Annotated in this window: 12 protein-coding genes and 1 pseudogene; 6 read left to right on the forward strand and 7 right to left on the reverse strand. The window is 69.9% G+C overall.

The window, feature by feature from the left end; all coding sequences use genetic code 11:
• Window positions 1-3 precede the first annotated feature (3 nt).
• Complete coding sequence (ubiK, locus tag ACK4SG_RS08860) at window positions 4-270, forward strand: ubiquinone biosynthesis accessory factor UbiK (protein ID WP_409601581.1); 267 nt, start codon at window positions 4-6, stop codon at window positions 268-270.
• Between the two features lie 11 nt (window positions 271-281).
• Window positions 282-1,796 carry a YifB family Mg chelatase-like AAA ATPase gene (locus ACK4SG_RS08865; protein ID WP_409601381.1) on the forward strand — a complete coding sequence of 505 codons (1,515 nt, stop codon included), beginning with the start codon at window positions 282-284 and terminating at the stop codon, window positions 1,794-1,796.
• Between the two features lie 9 nt (window positions 1,797-1,805).
• On the opposite strand, the gene ACK4SG_RS08870 is transcribed toward ACK4SG_RS08865, so the two are convergent.
• On the reverse strand, window positions 1,806-3,023 hold the full coding sequence (locus tag ACK4SG_RS08870) for a putative peptide maturation dehydrogenase (protein ID WP_409601382.1): 1,218 nt from the start codon (window positions 3,021-3,023) through the stop codon (window positions 1,806-1,808).
• A gap of 35 nt (window positions 3,024-3,058) precedes the next feature.
• Here ACK4SG_RS08870 and ACK4SG_RS08875 point away from each other — a divergent pair, with 35 nt between their 5' ends.
• The gene (locus ACK4SG_RS08875) at window positions 3,059-3,430 is read left to right on the forward strand and encodes an NHLP-related RiPP peptide (protein ID WP_409601383.1); all 372 of its coding nucleotides are present in this window, start codon (window positions 3,059-3,061) and stop codon (window positions 3,428-3,430) included.
• A 222-nt stretch (window positions 3,431-3,652) separates the two neighbouring features.
• Here ACK4SG_RS08875 and ACK4SG_RS08880 read toward each other — a convergent pair whose 3' ends face one another.
• From ACK4SG_RS08880 to aceB, 4 genes are all read right to left on the reverse strand, one after another.
• Window positions 3,653-6,154, reverse strand: a complete 2,502-nt coding sequence (locus ACK4SG_RS08880) for a putative peptide modification system cyclase (protein ID WP_409601384.1) — start codon at window positions 6,152-6,154, stop codon at window positions 3,653-3,655.
• A 7-nt stretch (window positions 6,155-6,161) separates the two neighbouring features.
• On the reverse strand, window positions 6,162-7,151 hold the full coding sequence (locus ACK4SG_RS08885; protein WP_409601385.1) for a diguanylate cyclase domain-containing protein: 990 nt from the start codon (window positions 7,149-7,151) through the stop codon (window positions 6,162-6,164).
• 145 nt (window positions 7,152-7,296) lie between these two features.
• Window positions 7,297-8,598, reverse strand: a complete 1,302-nt coding sequence (gene aceA / locus ACK4SG_RS08890; protein WP_409601582.1) for an isocitrate lyase — start codon at window positions 8,596-8,598, stop codon at window positions 7,297-7,299.
• A gap of 46 nt (window positions 8,599-8,644) precedes the next feature.
• Window positions 8,645-10,261, reverse strand: a complete 1,617-nt coding sequence (aceB, locus tag ACK4SG_RS08895) for a malate synthase A (protein ID WP_409601386.1) — start codon at window positions 10,259-10,261, stop codon at window positions 8,645-8,647.
• A gap of 111 nt (window positions 10,262-10,372) precedes the next feature.
• On the opposite strand from aceB, the gene ACK4SG_RS08900 reads away from it, so the two are divergent.
• The gene (locus ACK4SG_RS08900; protein WP_409601387.1) at window positions 10,373-11,341 is read left to right on the forward strand and encodes a LysR family transcriptional regulator; all 969 of its coding nucleotides are present in this window, start codon (window positions 10,373-10,375) and stop codon (window positions 11,339-11,341) included.
• Between the two features lie 69 nt (window positions 11,342-11,410).
• On the opposite strand, the gene ACK4SG_RS08905 is transcribed toward ACK4SG_RS08900, so the two are convergent.
• Window positions 11,411-12,418, reverse strand: a complete 1,008-nt coding sequence (locus ACK4SG_RS08905) for an isoaspartyl peptidase/L-asparaginase family protein (RefSeq protein ID WP_409601583.1) — start codon at window positions 12,416-12,418, stop codon at window positions 11,411-11,413.
• 183 nt (window positions 12,419-12,601) lie between these two features.
• Window positions 12,602-13,354 (reverse strand): annotated as a pseudogene (locus ACK4SG_RS08910) (cyanophycinase); the annotation flags it as partial.
• A 95-nt stretch (window positions 13,355-13,449) separates the two neighbouring features.
• On the opposite strand from ACK4SG_RS08910, the gene ACK4SG_RS08915 reads away from it, so the two are divergent.
• Window positions 13,450-14,019 carry an RNA polymerase sigma factor gene (locus ACK4SG_RS08915; protein ID WP_409601388.1) on the forward strand — a complete coding sequence of 190 codons (570 nt, stop codon included), beginning with the start codon at window positions 13,450-13,452 and terminating at the stop codon, window positions 14,017-14,019.
• 1 nt (window position 14,020) lies between these two features.
• Entirely contained in the window at window positions 14,021-15,070 is a 1,050-nt protein-coding gene (locus ACK4SG_RS08920; RefSeq protein WP_409601389.1) for a FecR family protein, read from the forward strand.
• The last annotated feature ends 11 nt before the right edge of the window (window positions 15,071-15,081 follow it).

Consider the following 15,081-nt stretch of genomic DNA (forward strand, 5'->3'; position numbering starts at 1 on the left):
CCGATGATCGACCTGGCCCATCTCGACGAACTCGCCCGCCGCCTCAGCAGCCTGGTCCCGCCGGGCCTGCGCGAAAGCCGCGAGGAACTGCAGCAGAACTTCAAGTCGGTCCTGCAGGCCGGGCTGGGCAAGCTGGACCTGGTCACCCGCGAGGAGTTCGACGTCCAGCGCGCCGTGCTGGCGCGCACGCGGGAAAAGCTGGAAGCGCTGGAGCGCCAGTTGGCCGAGCTGGCCGACACCGCCAAGCCCGACGACGCCCCGCGCCACTGAGGGCCGCCGCCATGAGTCTTGCGATCGTGCACAGCCGTGCGCGGGTGGGCGTGCGCGCGCCCGAAGTGCGGGTGGAGGTGCATCTGGCCGGCGGCTTGCCGGCCATGTCCATCGTGGGCCTGCCGGAAGCGGCGGTGCGCGAAGCCAAGGACCGGGTGCGGGCGGCGATCCAGTGCGGGCAGTTCGAGTTCCCCGCCCGCCGCATCACCGTCAACCTTGCCCCCGCCGACCTGCCCAAGGACGGCGGCCGCTACGATCTTGCCATCGCGCTGGGCATCCTGGCCGCCAGCGGCCAACTTTCGCTGGAGGCGCTGGACGGCTGGGAGTTCATCGCCGAACTGGCTCTGACCGGCGAACTGCGGCCCGTCGACGGCGTGCTGGCCGCGGCGCTGGCCGCCGGTGACAGCGGGCGCCGCCTGCTGGTGGCACCGGGCAATGGCGAGGAAGCTGCGCTGGCCAGCGCCGTGGACGTGCGCACCGCCCGCACGCTGCTGGAAGTCTGCGCCGCGCTGGACGCGCGCAGGACGCTGCCGCAGGCCACGCCGCGGCCCTGCGAGGAAGCACCGATGCCGGACCTGGCCGACGTGCGCGGGCAGGCGCAGGCGCGGCGCGCACTGGAGATCGCCGCGGCGGGTGGCCATCACCTGTTGCTGGTCGGCCCGCCCGGCAGTGGAAAGACGCTGTTGGCCTCGCGCCTGTGTGGCATCCTGCCGCCTCCCACCGATGCGGAAGCGCTGGAAGCCGCCAGCATTGCCTCCGCCAGCGGCCGCGGGCTGGACCTGGCGCGCTGGCGGCAGCGGCCGTTCCGCGCCCCCCACCACACCGCCAGTGCGGTGGCCCTGGTCGGCGGTGGCGCCGACCCGCGCCCCGGCGAAATTTCGCTGGCCCACCACGGCACCCTGTTCCTCGACGAGTTGCCCGAGTGGAGTCGCCATGCACTGGAGGTGCTGCGCGAGCCGCTGGAGTCCGGCAGCGTCAGCATCTCCCGCGCCGCGCGGCACTGCGAGTTCCCCGCCCGTTTCCAGCTGGTGGCGGCAATGAACCCCTGCCCCTGCGGCTGGGCCGGCGATCCCTCCGGCCGCTGCCTGTGCAGCGACGAGGCGATCCGGCGCTACCGCGCGCGCATCTCGGGCCCACTGCTGGAGCGCATCGACCTGCACGTCGAAGTGCCGCGCCTGCCGCCCACCGCGCTGCGCACCGATGGCCCGCCGGGCGAGTGCAGCGCCCGGGTGCGCGAGCGCGTGCTGGCGGCACGCACCCGCCAGCACGCGCGCAGCGGCCAGACCAACGCACGCCTGAACCAGGCCCAGACCAACGCGTTCTGCGCGCTGTCCCCGCGCGACACCGCCCTGCTGGAATGCGCGGTGGATGCCCTGCAACTGTCCGCGCGTTCGCTGCACCGCATCCTGCGCGTGGCCCGCACCATTGCCGATCTAGCCGGCAGCGATGCCATCGAAACGCCGCACCTGACGGAGGCGATCGGTTACCGCAAGCTGGAGCGGGGCAGCGAGCGCGCGGCGGCCTGACGGCGCGCCCTATTGCGGCCAGATCCGCCTGTTGGGGTCGAGTTCGTAGGTCTCCATGCGGTTGGCCCGCGGCCCCATGCCGCAGACCGCCAGCGGGCTTTCGGACCAGGATTCCAGGCCCAGCGCCCGCTCGATGTCGATCTCGTTGATGGCAGCCGTCACGTAGCTTCCCAGCCCCGCTTCGGTGGCGCTGAGCAACAACGTCTGCGACAAGTGGCCGACATCGAGGATGCAGACCCGATACGCCTTCGGGTGATTGCGATATTTCCAGAAGTTGCGATGGAAGCGGGGCGCCAGAATGCACAGGACATGGGCCTTTGCGAAGTAGGGCTGCCCCCCCACGGCGATCCACGCCAAGTAATCCAGTGCGCCCATGTCCTGGGCCACAGCATGCTTGCCGGCGCTGGCCAGTATCCGCGCCGGGTCCATCGGGAGGGCCTGCAGCGCATGCTCGGAGGGCCGGTAGTGGTAAAGGCCCGGCGCCAGACCCTCCACCCGCCGGGCGATGACATAGCACTCGGTGGGATGCAGCGCCCCGCCGGAGGGACTGGTGCGCTTGAGCACATCGAAGTCATCGGCACCGTGGACACGCCCACGCTCACCGAAGGTCCGCTCCAGTACCTGTGCGAATTGCGCCAGAGGCAACATGCGCCCAGCATCGAAATTACGGCAGGTGGTGCGGGCATCCAGCACGTCATCGAACGCCGTGCGCGTGGCCCACGGAAGCGTCGTGGTGGCACCTCCATCGGCACGCTTGTGCAACATGGGAGGCGGCGCACCGTACGCACTGCGCAGCCCTTCGGCATTGTGCAGCCCGGCCTCCTCGACCTCACCGGCGGCATCGATCCCGCCCCAGCGCGAGGCCCGGTGGTAGTCCGCGGCGACCCCATGCCAATGCAACGCCCGCATGCGCTCGTCCTCTTCCCGCGCCGATGCCCATGGCTGGGTGCTGCCCACCAACAAGCCCGCGCGCAGCAAGCGCCGCACGGACGCGGCACCAAATCGCTGGCGCACCGGCGCGGCCTGCACCCAATCCGTGGGGCTGACCTGGCCGAGCAGGGCAACCTCGTCTGCTTCCAGCTCCATGGGAGCCTCCAGCGCAGGCGCATAGGCAAGCCATCGCATGCGGCTGACGACGCCGGTCCCCCCGGAGAGCAACGCCTCCAGATCGAAATGCGTCTCCTCGCTGGACTCCAATCGCAGCAACGTACAACGCCTGATCCGCATGGGCCCGTCCGGACACGAAAACGGAATCTTGCCGCTTGCCCTCGCGCAAGGACAAGGATAGCGTCACCACGGCCACCTTCGACAACACCACAGGGGAAACCACAATGGCCGGCAAAAAAGGCGCCAAGCCTGCACCGCTCGATCCGAAAGTTGCCAAGAAACTGTTGGACAAGCTGTCCACAGACAACGAGTTCCGGCGGCTTTTCAAGAAAGATGCCCATGCCGCGTTGATGCAAGTGGGCTACAAGGTCGAGGCAGGATCTACCTCCGCCGGCGAATGCATGCAGCTGGCACCGACCGATCGGATTGCCCCCAAGGCCAAGATCGCCCGTGACCGTGCAAAGCTGGAAAGCGCACTGAACGTGCCAGTCAGCTTCCTGTGCGCGAAGGAATTCAGCGCGGACTGACGGAACCCCGCCACCCATCGGCAACGACCCGGCAGCCACTCTGCGCCCGGGCGTGGGGGCGGATCTACCGCCCCGGATAGCCGAGGGCAACGCAGCGCTCTGGAAAGGCCCGGCACTTCGCCAGGCAACCCGGTGACGCGAAACCCGCTGTCGCCTGGCCAGCGCTACGGATCATTCGTCACAGGTCATTGGCGCACGATTTCCGTGTGCGCGAGACCGGGTTCAGGGCGTCTTCGATCCCGCCTGCTGCCGTGCCCGCAGGACCTCCGCCGAGACCGACACATTGAAGAACCGCAGCACATCGGACGTGGTGCTCTCCGCGAAGATGCGGCCGCGGTGCGTGGCCAGCCATTCGGCTTGGGCCGCAGCCACACTTTCATCGCCAGCCGCACGCGCTGCGCGCATCAGCGCCCAGTGTGTCGCCACCAGGGCGGTGTCTTGCCGCACCAGCGGTTCCAGCCGCGCCATGGCAAGGCGGGGTTGGCCGTTCAGACGCTCCTGTTCGGCCAGCAGAACCTCGTGCAGCTCCCGGATGGTGGGGTAATCGCGGACGACGGTGCTGCCCTGCACGCGACGCAGCGCTTCGGCCAAGCCGGCCCGATCGTCGCGGTAAGCCGAGAGCAAGCCCGCATAAAGCCGCAACTCGGTCGAAGCCGGCGGATAGATATCGTCCGCCAGCGCGCCCTTGGCCTCGATCAACCCCAGCAGCTCCTGCTGCGCGGCAGCGGCATCGCCCTGTCCGTGCAGCACCGCCATGCTGGCCAACCCCGCGCGGGCACGCAGCGACTCCAGTACGTCGCCACTGGCGTCGGCCTTCTGCACCCACTCACGCACGGCTGCCGCTGCGCGCGCCGGCTGGCCGCGATCGATCCAGACGATGGCCCCGGTTTCGCCGTGCCAACCGTTCCGGCCGGCGGTGCTGGCGAAGTAGGTCCTGTCGGCTTCCGCATACTGCCCGCGCGCCTCGTAGAGCAGGGCATACAACTCGCCCGCCCCCACGAAGCCCGCCTCGCGCGCTTTCCGGAACTCGGCCAGCGCCTCGTCGTAGCGCTCCTGGCCCAGCAGCATGATGCCAAGGTTGTAGCGTACCGAACTGAAGCGCTCGTTCTGCGGCTTCAGCGCGCGCCGGCTGAGTGCCTCGGCAGCGCGGAAGTCGTTGCGCTGGTGCCACTGGTTGCTCGAGAGCCGGCCGATGGTCTGGTAGTCATCCGGATACAGCGCCAGGTATTCCTCGGCCTTGCGGAAGTAATTCTGCGGACCGGTGTGCTGGATCAGCATCAGCTCGATCATCTGGCGCTCCTGCGGCGACAGCCGCTGGGGCAGCGCCAACGCCTTGCGCCACTCGTCGCGCGCGGCGCCCGGCTCGCCCAGAGTTGCATACAGGCGCGCCATGTCGGCATGGGCCAGCGCGAACTGGGGATCCAGCTGCAGCGCACGCTGATACAGGCCCAGCGCCTGCTCGCGGTCACCCGTCGTGTTCGCGACCCGGCGCGCCACCGCGAAGGCCTTCAGCGCATCCAGGCTGGGCGTGGCCACGTTCGGCAGCGGCACCGACGTTTTCTGGACGTTCTGCAAGGCCTCGCCCAGTTTGGTGCGCAGCTGGTCGGTGACTTCGTCGATGGAGGCCAGCGCGGACTCCACGCCCTTGCCATCGGCTGAGACCGCGTAGACGGTGGTCTGGGTGTGCGGGTCGATGACCTCGGCGCTGACCCGCAGCCGACCACCCACCTCGGACACCGTGGGCAGCAGCACGGCGCGGGCGCCGTCGCGCAGGGCGATTTCCGACCCCAGGGCCCGGTCCACCGCCGTGTCCGGCTGGCGCTGCATGCGCTGCAGGGTATCGCGCACCTTGAGCTCGCCCACCACGTTGACGTAGCGCGACTGCTCCAGGCTGATGCGGAACGCCTGCTCCAGCGCGTCCTCCAGGCGGGGGTCGCCGGTCAGGTTGCGCAGGTCGCCCACCACCACCCAGTCGCGCTCGTTGAAGGCGATGGCCGGCTTTGGCTGGGCCAGGAACCAGGCGCCGAAGGCCATGCCGGCCACCAGCACCGCCTCGGCGGCGAGTGCCACCGGGCGCCGCCACAGCGGCAGGTCGCGCCAGGCCTTCGGCGTATGCGCCGGCATCCGCAGCGGGGCCAGCCCGGGCTCGCCAACTTCGTACACTTCCTGGGCCTCGGGAATGCCCTTGAAGCGCCAGCGCCCGTACGATTTCCAGACCAGCAACTCGCCGCGCTCGCCCAGCTCGCGCGCGGCGCGGTGGGCCAGCGGCTCGGCGGTGGCCGACAGCAGGATCTGGCCGGGACGTGCCAGTGCCATCAGGCGGCCGGCCAGCGGCTTGGCCAGACCTTCCACCTCCAGCGACTTGGCGCCCTGGCGCACGGCTTCCGGACTGTTCTCCCAGACCAGCACCTCACCCACATGCAGGCCAGCGCGCGCTTGCAGGGGCTCCTTGAACTGCATTTCGCGACCCAGATCGCGCAGCCCACGGGCGTAATCCAAGGCGAAGCCCAGGCCGTCGATCGGGCGCTCGAACAGCAGCAGCAGGCCGTCGCTGCGGTCGATCAGGCGCCCGCGCCAGCGCTGCTGCAGCTCCAGCACCAGCCGGTCGTGGGCGCGGAACAGCGCCGCGGCCGGCGCATCGCCCAGCCGTTCCACCAGGTGGGTGGACTCCACCAGGTCGGTGAGCAGCAGCGTGCGGACCTGCGGGGCGCTGCTCGCCTGCATAGCGCTATCAGCCCATCCACTCGACACGGTCGCCGCCCTGGCGCTTGGCCCGGTACAGGGCATCGTCCGCAAGGGCATACCAGTGATCCAGACCGCTATCGGGCGTCGAACCGATGATGCAGGCACCGATGGTGAGCGTGGTCATCTGCGGTGGCCGGTTGTGCATGCGCTCCAGCATGCGCGCACTGTCGACCAGATAGCCGGCGATACGTTCAGCCTCGTCGCGGGTGTGGCCGCGCAGCAACAGGCAGAACTCGTCGCCCCCCATCCGGCAGACGATGTCGTCCGCGCCGGCCACCGCGCGCAGCAGATTGGCCACGCCCTGCAGCACGCGGTCTCCTGCCAGATGGCCGTAGGTGTCGTTGATGGACTTGAAGCGGTCGCAGTCCACCAGCACCAGCGCGCACCCGTCCAGGCAGCCCTCGCTGAGGCGCTGCTCCACGTACGCGGCAAACCCGCGCCGGTTGGTGAGACCGGTGAGCTCGTCGGTGCGGGTGAGCGCTTCGGTCTGGTCCAGGCGACGGCTGGTGGTGCGCAGGGCCTCCAGCGTCTCCTCCAACTCCTGGTTGCGCCGCCGTAGCCGCGCGATCAGGGCCTGCTCGTTCAGCACCACGCGCATGATCGCGCGGCGCAGGAACTGGGCCAGCAGCACCGGGTCCTGCCGCGCCAAGTCCTCGAACTCCTCGCGCCCCAGCTCCAGCAGTTCACCGGCCTCGGCCACGACGGCATCCGCGCTGCGCGCGTGGTCGCCGATCAGCAGGCCCAGCTCGCCGAAGAAGGCGCGCGGGCCCAGCCGCTTGCCCACCAGGTCATCGCCGAAATCGAGGTGCACGGCCCCGCCGGCCACGACGTACATGACCGCACCAGCATCGCCGCGACGGAACAGGCGCTGTCCGGCCTCGACCGGACGCGGCCTGGCGACCCGGGCGAACAGCGCGTACTCGTCGGGGTGCAGCGCGGAAGCACTGGCATCCCCGTTCGCGTGGGCATCCTGCATGTGCGCCAAGGCGGCCACCTGTCCCCTGTCCCGCTCGAACCCCCGTTTGGAACCGGAGGATACCATCGCCGGCCGCCCGGGGCGCACCCCGTGGCCGGGCGCCCCGCTCCCCCGGGACGCCCCTGCCGGGCGAGGTCGCAGGTGCTCAGGCGGCCGCGCGGGCATCGGGGTGGAACTGCTCCTCCTCGGTGCTGCCCTTCAGGGCGACGGTGGAGCTCTGCCCACCCTGGATCGTCTGGGTCACCACATCGAAATAGCCGGTGCCCACCTCGCGCTGATGCTTGACCGCGGTGAAGCCGCGTTCGGCGGCGGCAAACTCCTTTTCCTGCAGCTCGACGAAGGCGCTCATCTGCCGGCGTGCGTAGCCGTGGGCCAGCTCGAACATGCCGTAGTTGAGGCTGTGGAAGCCGGCCAGGGTGATGAACTGGAACTTGTAGCCCATCGCCGCCAGTTCCTTCTGGAAGTGGGCGATGGTGGCGTCGTCCAGGTGCTTCTTCCAGTTGAAGGACGGCGAGCAGTTATAGGCCAGCAGCTTGCCCGGGAACTTGGCGTGGATCGCCTCGGCAAACTTGCGCGCAAACGCCAGATCCGGCTTGCCGGTTTCACACCAGACCAGATCGGCATACGGCGCATAGGCCAGGCCGCGGCTGATCGCCTGATCCAGGCCCTTTTGGGTGCGGTAGAAGCCTTCGACGGTACGCTCGCCGGTCAAGAACGGCGTGTCGTTGTCGTCGATGTCGGAGGTGATGAGATCGGCCGCCTCGGCGTCGGTACGGGCGATGATCAGCGTCGGCACACCGCACACATCCGCCGCCAGACGCGCGGCCACCAGCTTCTCGACGGCCTCGCGGGTAGGCACCAGCACCTTGCCACCCATGTGACCGCACTTCTTCACGCTGGCCAGCTGGTCTTCGAAATGCACGGCGGCGGCACCGGCCTCGATCATCGCCTTCATCAGCTCGTAGGCATTGAGCACGCCACCAAAGCCGGCCTCGGCATCGGCCACGATCGGCTGCAGGAAGTCGATGCTGTCATCGCCCTCGGCATGATGCAGTTGATCGGCGCGCAGCAAGGTGTTGTTGATGCGCTTGACCACCTGCGGCACCGAGTTGGCCGGGTACAGCGACTGATCCGGGTACATCTCGCCCGCCTGGTTGGCATCGGCAGCCACCTGCCAGCCGGAGAGATAGATTGCCTTCAGCCCGGCCTTGACCTGCTGCATGGCCTGGTTGCCAGTGAGCGCGCCCAGCGCGTTGACGAACGGCTCGGTGTGCAGATAACGCCACAGCTTTTCAGCGCCCAGTCGGGCCAGCGAGTGCTCGATGGGCACGGTGCCGCGCAGACGCACCACGTCGGCGGCGGTGTAGGGGCGGGCGATGCCGGCCCAGCGCGGATTGCTGGCCCAGTCCTGTTGCAGTTGTTCGGCGGTCGGCAGGCGGTATGACATGGCAGGCACCTCGTGATGGGCGGTGGTGGTGAGGGACATCGACAGATCAGTCCAGCCGTTCGTAGGCCGGCAGGGTGAGGAAGGGCGCAAGCGTCTCGGCATGGGTGAGCCGGTCCAGCAGGCCGATGGCCTCGCTGACGCGCGCGATGCCAGGGAGCCCGGGCTCGGCACGCAGCCGGCCAGGCAGGGCGATCAGCGCGCGCTCCAGCAGGGCGAAATCGACCGGCGTGCCGTCATCCAGATGCAGCAGGCCGCCGCCGAGCCCCGGGAAATGCAGCCACTGCCAGAGCTGGGCGCGGGCGATTTCGGCCGTGGCGGCGTCTTCCATCAGGTGATGGATCGGCACGCAGCCGTTGCCGTCCAGCCAGGCGGCCAGGTAGCGCACACAGACTTCGACGTTGCTCTCGAAGCCGGCGCGGGTGATCGTGCCCAGGCAGGGCTGCAACAGATCGGCGGCCTCCACGTGGACGTCCTCGCGCCGGTTGTCGAGCTGGTTCGGGCCAGGCATGCGGGCATCGAACACTTCACGTGCCACTGCGATCAGTCCCGGATGCGCCACCCAGGTGCCATCGTGGCCTGCGGTCACTTCGCGCAGCTTGTCGGCGCGCACCCGGGCCAGCGCAGCGGCATTGGCGGCCGCATCGTCACGAATGGGGATCTGTGCCGCCATGCCGCCCATGGCATGGGCGCCACGGCGATGGCAGGTCTGGATCAGCAGTTCGGAATAGGCGCGCAGGAACGGCTGGGTCATGGTCACCTGGCCGCGCTCCGGCAGCACCCGGTCAGGGTGCCGGCGCAGGGTCTTGATGTAGGAAAAGATGTAGTCCCAGCGGCCACAGTTGAGGCCGACGATGCGGTCTTTCAGGGCGTACAGGATCTCGTCCATCTCGAACGCCGCCGGCAACGTCTCGATCAGCACGGTGACCCTGATCTGCCCGTGCGGCAGCCCCAGCTGGGCCTCGATGTCATCCAGCACCTGCCCCCACAGCGCTGCCTCCTCCATCGACTCGAGCTTCGGCAGGTAGAGGTAGGGGCCGCGGTCGCGCGCGGCCAGCGCCTTGGCATTGTGGAAGCAGAACAGGCCGGCATCGAACAGGGCCGCCGACATGCGTCGGCCATCGACCAGGACGTGTTTTTCGTCCAGATGCCAACCCCGTGGCCGCACGATCAGCACCGCCTGTTCGGCCTGCGGACGCAGTTCATAACGCTTGCCGTTGGCTGCATGGACCAGATCGCCGCTGATCGCCGCGCGCAGCGCCTGCTGGCCGGTGATCAGGTTGGCCCAGGTGGGGCTGGTGCTGTCCTCGAAATCGGCCATGTAGCAGTTGGCGCCCGAGTTCAGCGCGTTGATCACCATCTTGGGATCGACCGGGCCGGTGATCTCCACCCGGCGGTCGCGCAGCGCCACAGGTGCCGGCATCACCGTCCAGTCGCCGGCGCGCAGATGCGCGGTATCCGCCCGGAACTGCGGCAGCGCACCGGCATCGAACGCCTGCTGGCGGGCCTGCCGGGCCGCCAGCCGGGCCTGGCGGGCCGGCTCGAAGGCCCGGTGCAAGCCGGCCAGGAAGGCCAGCGCAGCCGGAGTGAGCAGGGCGTCCTGCCCTGGCAGGTGACGGGTGATCTCCACGCCCTCACCGGGGCGGTCTTGCAGCACGGCGGACATCGGCGACTCCATGGAACCTGATGGGCGCCCACCATCCGCCAGCGTGTGGTATTTGACAAAGCAGATTTATCAATGCTTAGTATTTGAAATACAAATAAATAAGTGAATTCCTTGGCGAAACGCCCTGTCACCGCCGTGCGCTTCTCCTACAAGGGCTCCCGCCTGAAGCCCCTGCGGGCGTTCTGCCAGGTGGCGCGGCTGGGCTCGGTGTCACGCGCGGCCGAGGCGCTCTACCTCAGCCAGCCGGCGGTGACCCTGCAGGTGCAGGCGCTGGAGCGCGAGTTGGGGGTGCGGCTGCTGGAGCGCAGCGGCCGGCGCCTGGTGCCCACCCGGGAAGGGGACCTGCTGTACGAGATGGCGCGGCCGCTGGTGGAGGGGCTGGACGGCCTGGCCGCCGATTTCCGCGAACGGGTGCGCGGGCTGGACGCCGGCGAACTGCACGTAGCCGCGGGCAGCTCCACCATCCTGTACCTGCTGCCCGGGATCGTGGAGGCCTTCCGCCAGCGCTACCCGGACGTGCGGCTGACCCTGCACAACGTCACCGGCGCCAGCGGGCTGGACCTGCTGCGCAGCGACGCGGTGGACCTGGCAGTGGGCTCGATGCTGGACGTGCCGACCGACCTGGCCTACGCGCCCGCCTACCGCTTCGACCCGATGCTGATCACTCCACCGGACCACCCGCTGGCCCAAAAGCGTGAGCTGGCGCTGGAGGACCTGTCGCCCTACGGGCTGATCCTGCCGCCCAAGCGCCTGACCACCTACCGCCTGGTGGACCTGGTGTTCCAGCAGAACCGGGTGCCTTACACCGTGGCGCTGGAGGTGGGCGGCTGGGAGGTCATCAAGCAGTACGTGGCGATGGGCCTGGGCATCAGCATCGTGACCGCCATCTGCCTGACCGACGCCGACCGCCAGCGGCTGGCCGCGCGCTCGCTGGCGCGCTGGTTCCCCGCCCGCAGCTACGGGATCGTGATGCGCAAGGGCAAGTTCCTGTCACCGCAGGCCCGCGCCTTCGCGGACCTGATCAAGCCCAACCTGCTGGCGCCGCGCGGCTACGACGAGAGCGGGCACTCCGAGCGCTGAAACGACAAGGGGCCAGGCCGGCACCCTTGCCGCGGATACCGGCCTGGCCCCCCGCCTCCCCGAGCCGCTTCAGCGGCCCGGCAGGGCCAGCTTGTCGGTCTTGTAGATCGCCACGTGCGGCACGCCGTCCGCGCCGATCCAGCCGCGGTACATGCCGCCGGTGTTGAACGGGAACGCCACGCTGCCGTCCACGCCGAGAGCGATGGCACCGCCGTCGCCGCCGGCCTTGGGGATGTCGCGATTGATCACATCGTCCGCGGCCTTCGCCAGCGGCTGGCCGTCCAGGCGCACCCGCGCGCAGATCTCGTGCGCGGCGGCGGCCCGGATGTAGAACTCGCCCCAGCCCGTGCCCGACACCGCGCAGCGCGCGTCCGCCCACGTGCCGGCACCGATGATCGGGGCATCCCCCACACGCCCGTAGCGTTTGTTCGTCATGCCGCCAGTCGAGGTGCCCGCCGCCAGATGCCCCCGCACATCCAGGGCGAGCGCGCCGACGGTGCCGAAGTAGGCCCTGCCCGGCAGCACCAGCGGCTGGTTCGAGGCCTGCGCCTGGCGCTCGTCCTGCAGTGCCTTCTGCAGCGCCTTCCAGCGCTTCTCGGTGCGGAAGTAGGCCGGATCCACCAGCGCGATGCCCTGCTCCATCGCGAACATCTCGGCGCCATCACCGACCATCATCACGTGGTTGGACTTGTCCATGATCGCGCGCGCCAGCGTGATCGGATTGCGCACGCGGTGCAGGCCGGCAGCCGCACCGGCCTTGCCGGTGGCACCGTCCATCAGCGCGGTGTCGAGCTCGTTGCGGCCATCGTGGGTGAACACGGCGCCGCGGCCCGCATTGAACTGCGGCGCGTCCTCCAGCACGGTGATCGCGGCAACGACGGCGTCCACCGACGACGCGCCCGCCTGCAGCTTGGCGTGACCGGCGCGGAGTGCGGCTTCCAGCGCACGCTTGGCCGCCACTTCTTCGTCAGGCGTGAGATCGCCCGGCTCCACGCCCGCGCCACCGTGCAGGACCAGCATGGGCGCGTCCAGCGCGACCAGCACGCCATCGCGCACCGCGTAGCGGCGCTCGGCCAGCGGACGCTCCACCCGACCATCGGGCAGGTGCAGGAGCGACCCGGTGCCCGCTACCACGGTGTCCACGGCTGCCAGCTGCATCGGCGCATCCTCGGCCTGCGCCTGGGCGAAGCCGCCCCGCACGACGGTAGCGCCCGCACCCGGCGCCATCGCATACACCCGCGCGGTGCCGTCGCCTTCCACCGCCACCGCCGCATCCTCGTCCACGCCCAGGCCCAGCAGCGGTCGGCCAGCCAGCTGCTCGGCCTTGGCGACGAAAGCCACCAGGCGACCGAGGCGGCCGCGTTCGCTGAAGTGGGTGTCGGTGACGACCCCCTTCAAGCGCGCGAGGTGCAGGAAGTTGGTTTCGATGGTGTTGGCATCGCCGAGTGGATCGGCGAGGGCGCGCGGGCTGGTCTGGCTGCCGCCGTCCATCGCGCCGTACAGATATTCGCCCAGTATCGCCAGACCGGCGCTGGTACCGCCCAGCGGTTTTCCCGCTTTCACGTGCGCGTCAAGCGCCTCCGCCACCGGGGTGCCGCGCCAGTAACGCACGTAGCGCGACTGGTCGCCGCCGGCGATGAAGATGCCATCGGCGCGCTTCAGTGCGGCCAGGATCTTCGGGTCAGTCGCGGCCTCGCGGTCGTGGAACACGAAGGTCTCGACCGACGTGATCCCGCCGACCTCGTGGAAGAACTCCTCGCCGATCTCACCGCCCTGCGAGGCGCGCAACACCACGATGTGGCCGTTGCCGGCGCGCTGCATGAACCAGCGCAACGCGTCGAAATTGCGGTCGCCGCCACCCATCAGCAGCAGGCCGGGCTGCACCTTGCCCGGCGTCTTCGCCTGCAGGTCGCCCAGCACGTGGTGGCCGACATCCGTCGCCAGCGCAGGCGCTGCCGCCATGGCCGACAGCAGCGCAGCAAGCAGCATCGACCAACCGGCACGTCGCTTCATCGTCCCCTTCCCCTCTCGTTCGCGGTTACATCCCTAGACGAACGTACACGCGTTTTCCCCCTCCCGACGACGGCGGCTTTCGCTATGGTAGGGCGATGCAGACCGAGCTTGACCGCTGGTTCGTCCATGAAATCCTGGTCCACGAGGAGGCGTTGATGCGCTTCCTGCAGCGCCATTGGCCGCACCGCGAGGAGCTGCACGACCTGCGCCAGGAGCTTTACGCGCGGCTCTATGAAGCCGGCGCGAAGGCGCGCCCGGCTCAGCCCAAGGCGTTCCTGTTCGCCAGCGCGCGCCACCTGATGACCGACCGCCTGCGCCGCGGCAAGGTGGTGTCGATCGAGCCGATGGGTGATTTCGAGCCCTCGCACGTCTTGGTGGATGACGTCTCGCCCGAACGCTGGTGCGGCGGCCGCCAGGCCCTGCGCCGGCTGGCCGACGCCCTCGACCGGCTGCCGGACCGCTGCCGCGAGGTGGTGTGGCTGCGGCGGGTGGAGGAACTGTCGCAGAAGGACGTGGCATCGCGCCTGGGCATCAGCGAGAAGACCGTGGAAAAGCACATCGCCAAGGGCATGCGCCTGCTCGCCGACGCCCTGTTTACCAGCGGGGACCGCACCGGCACGCCCGACGCTCCGTCCAACGCCTCCATGCGGCGGGAGGGGGACTGACATGGCCGACGACAGCAGGGACATCGAACGCGCGGCCGCCGCCTGGCTGGCGCGCCGCGACGGCGCGCAATGGATGCCGGACGACGAGCAGGCGCTGCAGGCATGGCTGGCGACGTCCACCGCGCACCGCGTGGCCTTCCTGCGCCTGGAAGCAGCGTGGCAGGAGAGCGGCCGGCTGCAGGCGCTGGGCGCGGGCTGGCGCGGCGAGGGCCCGCCGCCGCGCGGGCATTGGCAGGCCTCCCCGGCGGATCGCTGCGAGCAGATGTTGCAGGCGGTGCCACAGCGCTTGCGCGCCGCACGCACACCGCGACAGTGGCGGCACCGCGTCGCTGCCGCGGCCGTGGCCGCCTGCGCGCTGGCCGCGGCCTGGGGCTGGAACTGGCACCAGCATGCCCCAGCGGAAGCCGCTCGCTACCAGACCGCGCTGGGCGAGATACGCACACTGTCGTTGGCCGACGGCTCGCACGCCACCCTGGCCAGCGCCAGCGGCATCGATGTCCGCCTGTCGCCGCGCGCGCGCGACGTGGCGCTGACGTCCGGCGAGGCCATCTTCGAAGTCGCCAAGGATCCGCGCCGCCCCTTCGCGGTGGCCGCGGAGGGCTACCGGGCGGTCGCGGTGGGCACGCGCTTTTCGGTGCGCCGGGACGAACGCGACCTGCGGGTGGTGGTGACCGAGGGTACGGTGCGGCTGGAAACGCCGTCCACTACCGCCGGCGCCACGCCATCGGTGCTGCTGCCCGCGGGCAGCGTGGCGCTGGTGCGCGGAGGTGCCCTGCTGGTCCGCAGCCTGCCGCTGGCCGACGCCCAGCGCCTGCTGGACTGGCGCGAGGGCCTGCTGGCGTTCCGCGATGCACCGCTGTCCGAGGTGGCCGCGGAGTTCAACCGCTACAACGCGCGCAAGCTGGTGGTGGCCGATGCAGAGGCCGGGGCGCTGCGGGTAGGTGGCAGCTTCCGCTGGGACAACGCAGAAGGCTTCGTGCGCCTGCTCGAGGCCGGCTTCCCGGTTCGTGCCGAGGTCGGCGCGGACCGCATCGTCCTGCACTCCCGCTAGATCGACATCCG

Source organism: Thermomonas sp. (assembly GCF_046293095.1).
Lineage (GTDB): Bacteria > Pseudomonadota > Gammaproteobacteria > Xanthomonadales > Xanthomonadaceae > Thermomonas.